General features: G+C 42.4%; 10 protein-coding genes and 1 riboswitch. Of the genes, 4 read left to right on the top strand and 6 right to left on the bottom strand.

From position 1 onward, the window contains the following. Positions 1-2: 2 nt before the first annotated feature. Positions 3-198: riboswitch (cobalamin riboswitch) on the top strand. A 93-nt stretch (positions 199-291) separates the two neighbouring features. The 4 genes from B5X60_RS05030 to B5X60_RS05015 all read left to right on the top strand — a co-directional run bounded on the left by B5X60_RS05030 (position 292) and on the right by B5X60_RS05015 (position 4,870). Continuing rightward, positions 292-1,260, top strand: coding sequence for a ribonucleoside-diphosphate reductase small subunit (locus B5X60_RS05030; protein ID WP_079701522.1), 969 nt, complete (start codon positions 292-294; stop codon positions 1,258-1,260). Positions 1,261-1,364: 104 nt separating this feature from the next. Beyond that, positions 1,365-3,758: a ribonucleoside-diphosphate reductase subunit alpha gene (locus B5X60_RS05025; RefSeq protein ID WP_079701521.1), complete on the top strand. Its 2,394-nt coding sequence runs from the start codon at positions 1,365-1,367 to the stop codon at positions 3,756-3,758. A gap of 14 nt (positions 3,759-3,772) precedes the next feature. Further along, positions 3,773-3,982 (top strand): cysteine-rich CWC family protein, encoded by a 210-nt coding sequence (locus tag B5X60_RS05020; RefSeq protein WP_079701520.1) that lies wholly within the window; start codon positions 3,773-3,775, stop codon positions 3,980-3,982. A gap of 138 nt (positions 3,983-4,120) precedes the next feature. Then, positions 4,121-4,870: an MBL fold metallo-hydrolase gene (locus B5X60_RS05015; protein ID WP_079701519.1), complete on the top strand. Its 750-nt coding sequence runs from the start codon at positions 4,121-4,123 to the stop codon at positions 4,868-4,870. A gap of 108 nt (positions 4,871-4,978) precedes the next feature. Here B5X60_RS05015 and B5X60_RS05010 read toward each other — a convergent pair whose 3' ends face one another. From B5X60_RS05010 to B5X60_RS04985, 6 genes are read right to left on the bottom strand one after another with little or no spacing between them, the layout of a single operon-like run. Continuing rightward, positions 4,979-6,133, bottom strand: coding sequence for an aldose epimerase family protein (locus B5X60_RS05010; protein WP_079701518.1), 1,155 nt, complete (start codon positions 6,131-6,133; stop codon positions 4,979-4,981). 10 nt (positions 6,134-6,143) lie between these two features. Further along, positions 6,144-7,202 (bottom strand): glycoside hydrolase family 2 TIM barrel-domain containing protein, encoded by a 1,059-nt coding sequence (locus B5X60_RS05005; protein ID WP_139377362.1) that lies wholly within the window; start codon positions 7,200-7,202, stop codon positions 6,144-6,146. A 12-nt stretch (positions 7,203-7,214) separates the two neighbouring features. Next, entirely contained in the window at positions 7,215-8,309 is a 1,095-nt protein-coding gene (locus tag B5X60_RS05000; protein WP_079701516.1) for a glycoside hydrolase family 43 protein, read from the bottom strand. Next, complete coding sequence (locus B5X60_RS04995) at positions 8,293-9,723, bottom strand: sulfatase (protein WP_079701515.1); 1,431 nt, start codon at positions 9,721-9,723, stop codon at positions 8,293-8,295. The genes B5X60_RS05000 and B5X60_RS04995 overlap by 17 nt, the downstream gene beginning before the upstream one ends. A gap of 17 nt (positions 9,724-9,740) precedes the next feature. Further along, positions 9,741-11,975 (bottom strand): glycoside hydrolase family 2 protein, encoded by a 2,235-nt coding sequence (locus tag B5X60_RS04990; RefSeq protein ID WP_079701514.1) that lies wholly within the window; start codon positions 11,973-11,975, stop codon positions 9,741-9,743. Between the two features lie 10 nt (positions 11,976-11,985). Then, positions 11,986-13,293, bottom strand: a complete 1,308-nt coding sequence (locus B5X60_RS04985) for an alkaline phosphatase family protein (RefSeq protein WP_079701513.1) — start codon at positions 13,291-13,293, stop codon at positions 11,986-11,988. Positions 13,294-13,384 lie beyond the last annotated feature (91 nt).

The raw sequence follows: 13,384 nt of genomic DNA, 5'->3' as shown, positions 1-13,384 counted from the left end.
TCTTTTACATAAACTATCCAGGTTTGTTCGCCCATGGCGGACAATTAAAAGGGAACCGTGTGAAAATCACGGGCTGACGTGCAACTGTAATCTAAGGGTTCGGGTGTCAGGTTTCAGGTATTGGCGATGCGCTAATACCTCATACCTCATGCCTCATACCCCGGAAAGCCAGACACCTGCCAAAATAGTTTGTTCAAAACTTTCACGACTAAAGTTTTGGCAAAAGCCCGCCCATTTTCTTCGAAGGAATGTTGCCTTTTGTCATCTCTTGTCGCCACAAAAACATAAGATATGCAACACGAAGAAGTATTATTAAAAGAGAACAAGGACCGTTTTGTGATCCTACCTATCAACTATCCCCAGATTTGGGAGATGTACAAAAAACATGAAGCCAGTTTCTGGACAGCTGAAGAAATCGATCTGTCGGGCGATCTCAAAGACTGGGAAAACCTAAATCAGGGAGAACGTCATTTCATTTCCCATATTCTAGCCTTTTTTGCAGCAAGCGACGGCATTGTCAATGAAAACCTGGCAGTGAATTTTATGAGTGAGGTGCAAGTTCCTGAAGCTCGTTGTTTTTATGGGTTCCAGATTATGATGGAAAATATCCATTCGGAAACCTATGCTTTGCTGATCGATACTTATGTTAAGGACAACATGGAAAAAGATCATCTTTTCCACGCGATCGATACGGTTCCAGCTGTTAAGAAGAAGGCTGAATGGGCGCTTCGATGGATAGATAACGGCACATTTGCTGAGCGCCTGGTTGCTTTTGCAGCTGTGGAGGGAATTTTTTTTAGCGGGAGCTTTTGTTCGATCTTCTGGCTTAAGAAACGCGGCCTGATGCCGGGACTTACATTCAGCAATGAACTCATCAGCCGTGATGAAGGCTTACACTGCGAGTTTGCTTGTATGCTTTATAGGATGCTGTCAAACAAGTTGCCTGAAGAACAAATTCATTCGATAATTCGGGATGCAGTTGAAATTGAAAAAGAATTTATCACTGAGGCTTTACCTGTAGACCTAATTGGGATGAATGCAAAGCTCATGCAGCAATATATCGAATTTGTAGCCGATCGCTGGATCGACGAATTAGGTTATTCGAAGATTTATGGTGCTTCAAATCCATTTGATTTTATGGAAATGATCTCCCTGCAGGGGAAAACTAACTTTTTTGAAAAAAGGGTGGGAGACTATCAAAAATCAGGCGTGCTTTCCGGCAGAGAGACGCAGAGTTTTTCCTTGGAAGAGGACTTTTAACCTAGGTGAAAGGATAAAGTGGAAAGTTGAAAATGCCTTTCAATCTTACTAATTCCTTATACATATAGCCTAATACAAAGAATTATAAACTACAAACGAAAACAATGTACGTACACAAAAGAAACGGAAAACTTGAAAGTGTCAAGTTCGATAAGATAACTGCGCGGATTCAAAAACTGTCGTATGGATTAAGTCAATTGGTTGATCCGATCGATGTTGCAAAAAAAGTAATTGAAGGGCTTTTTGATGGAGTAACCACTACTGAGCTTGATAATCTGGCCGCCGAAACCGCAGCTTCCCTGACAACTAAACATCCTGATTATGCCTTGCTGGCTAGCAGAATAGCAGTAAGCAATCTTCATAAGAATACGGAGAAATCTTTTTCTGAGACGATGATAAAACTGTATAACTATACAGATGAGCATACCGGACGAAGAATGCCGCTCATCGCTGATGACGTCATAGAGATTATAAAAAATAATGCAGAGATACTCGATAGCTCGATCATTTATGATCGGGACTTTGGTTTTGACTATTTTGGTTTTAAAACACTTGAGAAGTCCTATCTGCTTAGGCTTCAGGGAAAAATTGCAGAGCGGCCTCAGCACATGTATATGCGGGTAGCAATTGGCATCCATAAAGATGATATAGAGAGTGTGGTTGATACTTATAATCAAATGAGTGAGCGATGGTTTACCCACGCAACCCCCACCTTATTTAATGCGGGTACACCTAAGCCCCAAATGTCGTCTTGTTTTCTGCTGGCGATGAAAGACGATAGTATAGACGGCATTTATGACACATTAAAACAAACGGCAAGGATCTCGCAAAGTGCAGGCGGCATTGGACTTGCGATTCACAACGTCCGCGCCACAGGAAGTTACATTGGTGGTACGAATGGCACGAGTAATGGGATCATCCCGATGCTAAAAGTGTTTAATGATACAGCACGGTATGTCGATCAGGGCGGAGGGAAGCGAAAAGGTGCTTTCGCAATTTACCTGGAGCCATGGCACGCCGATGTTTTTGAATTTCTAGATCTGAGAAAAAACCACGGCAAGGAAGAGATGCGGGCCCGGGATCTTTTTTACGCGTTGTGGGTGCCTGATCTGTTTATGAAAAGGGTAGAAGCGAATGCGGAATGGAGCTTGTTCTGTCCGCATGAGGCACCGGGACTGCACGAATGCCATGGTGAAGCATTTGAAAATTTGTATCACCAGTATGAGGCAGAGGGAAGGGCCCGTAAAACTATCAAAGCTCAGGAACTCTGGTTTGCAATTTTGGACGCGCAAATCGAAACGGGAACACCTTATTTGCTTTACAAGGACGCCGCGAATAGTAAGAGCAATCAGCAAAACCTTGGTACTATCAAAAGCAGCAACCTGTGTACGGAGATTATGGAGTATACTGATGCAAATGAGGTTGCGGTTTGTAACCTGGCTTCACTTGCCCTGCCAAGATTTGTAATTAATAATAGTTTCGACTTTGAGAAACTCTACCAGATCACTTATCAGGCGACCAAAAACCTCAACAAAATCATCGACAATAACTACTACCCAGTCGAAGAAGCCAGAAGATCGAATATGCGCCATCGGCCTATTGGGTTAGGTGTGCAGGGACTTGCTGACGTTTTTATACTTATGCGCCTGCCCTTTGAAAGTGAACTGGCCAAAATGCTCAACAAAAATATCTTTGAGACGATTTATTTTGCGGCGATGACCGCGAGTAAGGATCTTGCTAAAGAAACCGGGGCATATGAAACTTTTCAAGGCTCACCGCTGTCTCAGGGTAAATTTCAGTTTGATTTATGGGATGTCAAACCTTCAGAAAGGTATGACTGGGAAGGCCTGAGAGCCGAGGTGATCAAGTATGGTGTAAGGAACTCATTGCTTGTTGCACCCATGCCAACTGCGTCAACGTCCCAGGTTTTAGGAAACAACGAATGCTTTGAACCTTACACCTCCAATATTTATACGCGAAGGGTCCTTAGCGGGGAGTTCGTGATCGTAAACAAACATCTTTTAAAGGATCTGGTACAATTGGGTTTATGGAATAATGCGATGAAGGATAACATTATTACTGCGAATGGCTCTGTACAGCATATTGAGGCTATTCCTGCTGAGATCAGGGAGCTTTATAAAACCGTTTGGGAGATTAAACAAAGGAACCTGATAGACATGGCAGCAGATCGCGGGGCATTTATCTGTCAGTCACAATCCTTAAACTTGTTTGTGGATAATCCAAATACAGGGAAGTTGACCTCCATGCACTTTTATGCATGGAAGAAAGGTTTGAAAACGGGGATGTATTATTTGCGCACTCAAGCTGCCAGTAAGGCGGTACAGTTTACTGTTGAAAAGCAAGGCGGCAAAACCATGGAGCCACTCGTTCCGATTATAGAGGACGCAAGTAAAAATGATATTGCAGGAATTGAACCTTCAATCGTCAGTGGCCCGAGCTGCAGTATGGATGAAGGGTGCGTGACTTGCTCGTCATAGTGCCAATTTGAAATATGGATTTATCAAAACACGAAATCATTTCTTGTGAACGCTGTGGTAAGCGGGTTGAGTGTAAGGCTAACTCGTATACCAAGTGCCAGTGCAGTAAGGTTCAGCTTAACCTCAATGAGGTGCAATACGTGAGTGAATGTTTTGAAGGATGTTTATGTGCGGACTGCCTGATTGTTTTGCAGCAGGAATATCGGGCATTTTTGAAATCATAGGGACTTTGCAGGAAAATTCTTAAAACCCTTGCTTCCATAAAATAAACATAATCGCAGCAAACGTTTTTGACATTCAAAACGTTAAAAATTGTGTCTGAAACCAACAGATAGTTAATTATATTGGTAAAAAATAAGACCATGAGGCTTAAAATATTTTTCGCAGTTTTTTTTATTGGGATTTCTCAGGTGATGGCACAGAAAAGCCCGACTGACGAGATAAAAACAAGCAAAGGCTTGTTAAAAATTCATCCGGTAATGCATGCTTCCGTGGTACTGACCTGGGATAATAAAACGATTTATGTCGATCCCACGGGAAGCCCGGAGATGTATAAGTCATTTGCTGCACCAGATATTATCCTTATTACTGATGTGCATGGCGACCATATGGATTTAAAGGCCCTGGAAGCACTAAACACAAAACAGGCAATTATTGTCGCCCCTCAAGCTGTCGCTTTGCAGCTTCCCTTATCACTGAGAGAGAAATTGGTGATTTTAAACAATGGGATGCAAACTAGTCAGCTCGCCATGATGATCAAGGCTATTCCAATGTATAATTTGCCTCAGGACGCTGAAGCACGACATACAAAGGGGAGAGGCAACGGGTATCTTTTAACAATAGGTGGTAAGAGTATTTACATTTCGGGAGATACGGAAGATATTCCGGAAATGCGCGCTTTGGAAGACGTAGATATTGCGTTTGTGTGCATGAATTTGCCTTACACTATGGATATAAATCAAGCAGCAAGCGCAGTGCTTGAATTCAAACCTGGAATAGTTTATCCCTATCACCACCGTGGACAGGATATAAATGCATTTAAAAAGCTGGTTAACGAAAAGAACAGAAAGATTGATGTTAGGATAAAAAATTGGTACCCTGGATCAAATTAAATTTATAGAATGACAGGTTTTGTAGAACTGTTAAAATAACAAATAACAAAAGGCCAAATGATGATGTCAATTGGCCTTTTGTTTTTACGTTGCTAGCTGCGCCTAAGCCTATTTTTCTGTTGAAAATTTGTAAATGGAGACGGTATGATACTTTTCTCCGGGATTTAGCAAAGTAGTTGGGAAGGTGGGTTGATTAGGAGAATCCGGAAAGTGTTGGGTTTCCATCGCAAAAGCGGTCCTGAATTCATCTGTACTACCGTTTTTAAACTTGTTTTTACCCTGCATGAAATTGCCGCTGTAAAATTGCATAGCAGGCTCCTGGGTATAGATATCCATCTTTATTCCAGATTTATCACCTTTTACTGCTGCAGCATGTAGCATGCCGTTTTCTTTATTGCCTCTGAGAATGTAATTATGATCATACCCTTTCCCAAATTTTAACTGCTCATCATCAGCATTAATTCTTTCTCCAATGGTTTTTGCACTGGTAAAATCAAATGGTGTGTTTGATACGCTTTGAAGCTGTCCCGACGGGATCAATGTACTATCCACCGGATTAAATTTATCGGCGAAGATCTGCACCGAATGCTTGAGAATTTCACCGCTTCCCTCTCCGTTCAGGTTGAAAAATGCGTGATTCGTCAGATTTACAACCGTCTTTTTATCGGTGATCGCCTCATACTCCATCTTTACTTCATTATCGGCAGTGATTGAGTACGTGACTTTCGCTGTTAAATTGCCAGGAAATCCTTCTTCACCATCTTTCGACAGATAAGTAAAAATTAAGGTTTTACTATCAGGCTGCTTCACATCCCAGACAACATCCTGAAATCCCTTCTTTCCGCCATGTAATGCATTTTGGCCGTTATTTAACGGCACATTATATTCAACGCCATCAATCTTGAATTTTCCTTTGGCTATGCGGTTACCGTATCGACCGATTGTAGCACCAAAATAAGGTTCCGTTGAATTTAGATATCCATCAATGTTTCCAAAGCCGACAACCACATCGGTCATTTTTCCGTCTTTGTCCGGCACCCAGAGACTTACGATTCGGGCACCATAATTTGTGAAATGTGCTGTGATTTTGCCATTTCCAATTTCATACGAACTGACTTTTTTTCCGTCATATACTTTGCTAAAAGCTCCTGTGTCCAGGTGGTGTGTTATGCTGTCGTCCATTGTTTTTTCAGATTGACGGGTGTTACAGGCAAAGAATCCTGCTGATATACAAATGAGTGCTCCGGTGAATATTCCTTTCATCTTATTTAGTCTATTTGTTATTTAACTTCTTAATCAGATCAGTCTCCGCAGTCCGGTAAATCCGGCCGTCCGGCCAGAATATGTCGTGAAACCAATCAGTTGGCTGACTTCCGTCTTTTATAGGCGTATCCCAGGCATAAATAGTATTGGTTTTTCCTGCAACGAGTCCCCAGTTGATTGCACCTATGTTCTGTGCTTTGAGCATGGGCAGGGTGTTGGCGAAAGTACTGTTCTTTGTTCTTGCCATATATTCGGTGCAAATCATTGGTCGGTCGTGAGTTTTTAGCAACATCAGCACGCGTTTATGCCATTCAGGAGCTTCGTAATCATGATAGGTAATTATATCAGAGTTCGCAATTTGAAAAGCATTAAGCTTTTCAAAATCCCATCTCCAAAGACCTGCAGAAATAGGCTGGTCAGTATTTGCTGAGCGGGCCCATTCAAAAACTTTTTTCAGCAGTGGCAGGGAAGTGTCCAGCTTTCCGGAATTCCCGGGTTCGTTGTAGAGATCCCATAAAAGTATGCGTTTATCCTTTGAAAAATGCCCCATCACATCTTTCACATATTTTTCAAGAGCCGGAAAGTTTTCGCTTTCCTTGTGTGCCGGATCTCCCGGATCCTGTACCCAGCCTGAATTATGAATTCCAGGTTGCGGAGCCGGCTGCTTGCCAATTACGCCGACCTTATTCCAGCAGTCGTCAAAGAACACAAAGATCGTTTTGATGCGGTGTTTATCGGCAACTGCAAGATACTTTCCCATTCTATCTTTAAAACCCGCGGGATCTTGTTTGTAAGCAAGGCTGTGAAGGTACACTCGCATGGTGTTGAACCCTAAGCTTTCAGCCCATCCCAATTCCCTGTCAATAGTTTGGGGATCAAATGTGTCTGCCTGCCACATTTCTAACTGATTTATTGCATTACTGGGAATAAAGTTTGCGCCATTAATCCATGCATGCTCCGCATACCATTTTTTTGCTTTTTCTGCACTCCAGCGACCATTAGTTTGTGCGCTGAGATTCAAGGACAAGGCCATTAATAATATGGCAGATAATACGTTTTTGATCTTCATATAGTGTTTGATTTATTTCTCACCTGATGGTTTTTTTATTTTTTCCCCTGCAGGGATCGGTTTGCCAAATTGAGGATTACCCTGCTTATCCCAGAAAAATTGTTGTAAACGGAGATCTCTGTTCCAACCGGGTTCTTTCCCAACTTTTGAATGGTAAAAGATCCAATGTTCTTTATCGTCCGGAGAGGTGGTAAAGCTTGCGTGGCCGGTACCTAAAACTTTGTCAGTTCCCTGAAAAACAGGACCGCTTTTGGTCCAGCTTGAGAGAAGGAGAGGGTTTGAACCTTGTTTTAGTTTTAACTGGCCCAGACGATATTCTGGAGTCCAGGATTCGCGGGCAGAATAGATAATGAACACATCCTTATTGTTCTTTAAAAATTGCGGACCCTCATTCAGATTGAGTGGGCCTCCAATTTCCCACGGCTCAACAGGACTTGAAATTTTTACTCGTTCAGAACTTATGGTCCAGGGATTACTCATCTTTGCAATATAGAGATGCTGAGATGTTTTGTCAGTATCACTATTTTTCTCCCAACCTGACCATACAGCATAGAGCTCGTTATTAATTTCGGTAACTGTTAGGTCAATTGCCCAAATGGTTTTGCTATCATCCTGTGGGTCATCGCCTGTTATTAGCATACCCTTGTCCGTATAATCTCCCTGGGGATCACTGCTTACCGATTCCAAAACTCCCGAACGTTGATAAATATATGGCGGGCCAGATTTACCTGCGGTATAATAAATGTACCACTTATCACCCAGGCGGTGAAGTTCGGGTGCCCAAAGGCATTTGCTGTTCCATGCGTTTGCAGGGGGTGTCCATACCTTTTTTCTGGAACCGATCTTAGTTAAAGCCGCCGACTTTGAAACGGCGATGAAATTTCCGTCTTTCGGGTTATTGACGCTGAATATACTGTAATATGAATTGTTATCTTTTATGATCCATGGGTCGGCACCTTTTCCCACGGGGTTTGTAAAATATGAGGTAGAGTCCTGAACCGAATTTGACTGCGCATAAACAAAGTCAACGGAAAAAGTGAGTACACCCAGGAGAAGGGAAATTAATAACGGTCTTCCAGATCGAATTGATTTATTGTGCGTTAACATCTTTGCGCCATTTTTGGAGTCCGACGAGCAACTCCTTTACTTTTTCGGGGTTTTTACTAGCCAGGTTATTGGTCTCTGAAATATCCTGTTTTAGATTATATAATTCTACACTTTTATTATCGAAAAACTCAATCAGTTTCCAGTCACCGCTTACGATGCTTCCAGCGGATCGCCCGCCCAAAAAATGTGGAGAATTAAGGGGATAGTGCCAGAAGAAGCTTCTCGATGGATTAGGCTTATTGCCTTTGAGAGCGCTTGTAAGCGATACACCATCCAGTCGTTGAGAATTCGGTTTTGCTTTAATCAAATCCATGAATGTCGGATAGAAGTCGAGGTTGACTGCAGGTTGGTTTACGGTCGCCGGCTTGAAAAGCTGAGGGGCCCAAATGATGCATGGCTCAGTAACTCCGCCCTCGTAAAGCATACTTTTCCCTCCTTTGAGGGGTGCATTCGTGGTAATCGTTGTTTCGCCTCCATTATCACTTGTGAACACGATTACTGTATTTTTATCCAACCCAAGTTCTTTTAATTTGGTCCTTATCATTCCAATTCCCTCGTCGACCACAAAGAGCTGCGCCGCCAGGTGCGGATTATTCAACTTTGCCCTTGAATCGGCCGGCCAGCGTTTAAACAGATCGTTTTCTGGGTTATTTTTTGTGGGTAGACTAGTGCCTGCACCTTTTTTCTGCCTGAAATGATCGACCAAAGCCGGTTTACCATGTACTGTTGTATGCACGGCATAATGGCTCAAATACAGAAAGAAGGGTTTGTTTTTATTCCTTTCGATAAACTCAACAGCCTCAGCATTTTGCCTGTCAGTTATGTATTCACGATCTCCGGCTAGTTTCTTTTGAATATCCTTATTGAATAAATAGGGGTGGAAGTACCAGCCTTCGGCAATTCCTTCGTTCTCGCTGACTAACACTTCGTCAAATCCATGTTTTTCCGGTAATGTTTCTTCCGAAGCACCGGCTTTTACATATCCGGACAAATGCCATTTCCCTACTATGCCTGTGCGATATCCATTTTGCTGGAACATTTCGGGCATAGTGGTTTCAGAAAGTCCAAGATGGTCGGGGGCATTGGGCCTCAGGTAATCATTGATCCCGAGTCGGGCCGGATATTTGCCAGTCATCAGTGCTGCACGGTAGGGGGAACACACTGGGGCTGCTGCATAAAATCGATTAAATTTTACGCCCTCTTTCGCAAGAATATCTAGATTTGGCGTTTCATTAAACGTGTTGCCATAGGAACCTAATTCGGAGTATCCGAGGTCGTCAGCAAGTATGTAAATAACATTTAACCTTTTTTGTACAACAGGGATGTGCTTAGCGACATACCTGTCCGTCGGAGACATCAAGAAGATGCAAGCGGTAATGATGTACGAAAGAAGTATGTTTTTTTGAATTTTCATCAGACACAAATAGAGGCTTAGTCAAATCTATATAAGCCAAAGTCAAAATCCGAATCTGCCTCGACTTTTTTTAGTTCGAATGCCAATACATTATCGCCTGGTTTTATTAGATGATGGTACTGGCTGATATTAAATTCATCATAGTGTCGCCGGGTTAGAATTTTCTTATTGTAAATTTCCTGCCCGTTCAGAAATACAGTTAGATCACCCTGTCCGTATAGTTTCATTGCAAGTTTCTGAGGAACTTGTTCAATTGTAAAATTGCTTAATGCTCTGATGTTCTGTCCTTTACTTAACTTTACCGGTGCTGAGACTTCTTTGAATCGGCCATCCGGCGAATTTAGCGTTTTCCAGTTTTTGTCCTCATCTACATTGCTGGTAAACATTTTTGATAGTTTAATTTCAGAGTCTGCAATTAGGATTCTAGCTTTAGGATACTGATGATAAAGCGGCTCGCTCATTTCCTTCATCGCATCAATCGAAATTTTATTATACCTGCGATCGTAAGTCATCAATCCGTTTACTTCGCCCTCAACATCGGATGTCTGAGTGTAAATTGCGGCCGAAAGTCCTTTAGATAACATGGGATAAAGATTTCGAATGATCTGGTTAAGCTGCATTTTATACTCAGCCTCCGTTAAGAATGTGCGGTAACCCCAATTCCTTTTCGCCTCATTCCATAAATGACCTTTCACGGGCCATCCTAATCCACCAAACTCTCCCAGCACAATCGCACGGCCAGGATGCTCTTCTGCTGGTTCCATGGCAGGTCCCGGATACTGGTGCGCATCATACATATGGCCAACCTTGCGGTCAGTCCAGCCGCTTGTAGCATCTACCAGTCTGGACGGATCGTGACTTTGAGTCCATGCTGTGATTCTTTTAGTATCATATTGTCCCCATCCCTCATTGAATGGCACCCAAACCACGATAGAGCCAAAAAAACGAAGATTATCCATTATCGACTTCCATTCTGCTTCGAATTCTTCGGCTGATTTTTTTGGTCTGACCCAGTCATTCGGATCATCGGCCCTAATGTGATTAACAGGATCGTTGAGCTTCGTAAAGCCACTTGGCATATCCTGCCAAAGCAGCATTCCGAGCGTGTCGGCGTGGTAGTAGTAACGGGCCGGCTCAACCTTAATATGCTTACGAATCATGTTGAAGCCCATTTTTTTAAGTACTTCCATGTCGTATTTCATTGCCGCGTCAGAAGGGGGGGTGAGCAGGCTCTCTGGCCACCATCCCTGATCCAATGTACCCCATTGGAACACAGGCTTGTTATTTAACATGATACGGGTATAACCGCGGTCATCAGTGCCCATAGAGATCTTTCGCATGGTGAAATAAGAAGAAAAATTATCCAAAACTCTCCCGCCCCTGCTAAGATTAACCTTAATCTTATAAAGATTTGGATTGTCTGGCGACCAGAGGGCAGCGTTTTGCATGTCCATTTCAATGATTTTATTGAAAGGGACTCTGATCTTCTTTACCTCTTTATTCTTATGGCTCACGGTCATCTCGACTATTTCATTGCCTTGTGGTTTAGTGAGGCCGATCTGGAAAGCAATCTTACCATTGTCAATATCTGCTACAGGATTTAAATATGAAATGCTGGTCGCATGGACTGGCTCAAGCCATACTGTTTGCCAGATGCCCGATACCGCTGTATACCAAAAGCCTTGGGGGTTCAGGACCTGTTTGCCACGGGCTTGGATGTAGCTATCAGTGGGATCGGTGACCTTTACGAGGATTTTTTGAACTCCTGGTTTTAGGTGAGAAGTTATGTTGAATGAAAAGGGATCGGATCCTCCGGTATGCTGGCCAATTTCTTTGTCGTTAATATATATTGTGCTTTGCCAGTCAACCGCTCCAAAGTGAAGTATAACATCCTGACCTTTCCAATCCGCGGGGATGTTCACCAACTTTTCGTACCAAAGTTCTTGGTCAGGTAACAAGGGTTTTTGCACTCCGGAAAGACTTGATTCTACACTATAAGGGACTAAAATTTTCCCATCAAAAGAAGAAGGTACCGTATTTCCTTTTGCAGTGATTTTATAGTCCCAAAGGCCATTTAAGTTCAGCCACCTGTCTCTCACTAACTGAGGCCTGGGGTATTCTTGCCAGGCATTTTTATCATTCACATCTTTGGCCCATTGGGTCGAAATGCTAACGGGTTTCTGGGAGTATTGAGCAAAAGTAAATGAGGTAGAGAAACAGCAGAAAAGAAATAAAGAAAGCTTTTTGTTCACATTGAAGGTTTTAAGGTTTTAAGATATGCGGAGGAAGTACACCATCTATTGAAACGAAATTTAAAGATAAGAGGCGGGAGATAATAGGAGCGACGTCCTTTATTCCCATATTTTTTATCTCATCATGTGGGCCAATTCCTGCTCCGGAAGCTATAAAACCCGTTTGAATCTGAGAGAAATCGGGAAAATGTCCATGGGCACCCCCAGGTTTCTTTTCATTAACCGCCATACCCTTATAAGCTCCATTACTAACAATACCTTCATTCATGGTCAAGGCCAAAAAAGCTTCCGGGTCGGCACCGACTTTGTCCATCTGTTCGCGATTTATGATTCGAAACAACTTTCTTTCTTCCGCAGGCAGATTTTCCAGCATGATAAGAATTTTATTTCCTAGGCTTTTGTCTTTCAGGTATAAAAAAGCGGAACCTCCTGTGGCGGCAAATTTAGCCTGCCAGTTTTTGTTGTCAGTTAACACACCCATTTTAGAGAGCCAAACATTCGGAGAAAGCGATTTGCTGTTATCAACAAATCCGTGGTCACCTGTAATAATCAAAGTTGTTGAATCAGCGATTCCAATTTCTGAGAGTGTCTTCAATAATTTTCCTATTTCCAGATCGATAAGCTCAACTTCATGATGTGCTTCTTTTGAATCTCTCCCGGAAGCATGTTGAGCATGGTCTGCACCAAGAAAATGGATTGCCAATAAATTGGGTTTATACTTTTTAAGAATATATGAAGACATATTACCAGTAGTCTCATCAATTTTGTCTAAAAACTGTATTTTATCTCCGGAAATTATACCAGCTTTTTTTAAATCGCTGATTAATGTAAGGGGTGTTACGACGGGCGTTGTCACACTAAGCTGATCTAAAGTTTCATCATTGTCTGCACGCCGAACAGGAAAATTATAGTCTATCGGAGCCCCGACCGTTACTGGCCACATCACGGCACCGGTTTTTAACCCTGCCTTTTTTGCCGCATCCCAAAGTGTTTCGGTTGTTATCAGCTCCTCCTCGAAATACCAATGACCGGACGGCGAGTCTCGCTGTGCATTATATAATATCCCGTGGTTTTTTGGGTAAGCGCCGGTCACTAATGTTGTGTGAGAGGGGTATGTAACCGACGGAAAAACGCTGTTTACACCTTTTGAATAAACACCCTTATTCATAAGCATTTTTAAATTCGGTGTGCTCCAGCCCTCGTTCAAATAAAACTCCGGACGGAATCCATCAATGCTTACCAGAACAACATGTTTTGATTGTGCATTAATATTGGAAAATGGTAAAAGGAAGAGGATAAATATTAAAATATTTTTCATAGTCGCTAGGAGGAAACTTATTCGTAGTAGGTTATCAAAGCTATTTATAAAATTTAATCCCGGCAATCAATTTTAGTGTTTGTGTTTTATT

The sequence above is a fragment of the Daejeonella lutea genome (genome assembly GCF_900168015.1).
Taxonomy (GTDB): domain Bacteria; phylum Bacteroidota; class Bacteroidia; order Sphingobacteriales; family Sphingobacteriaceae; genus Daejeonella; species Daejeonella lutea.
This window is presented reverse-complemented; position numbering and strand designations above follow the sequence as displayed.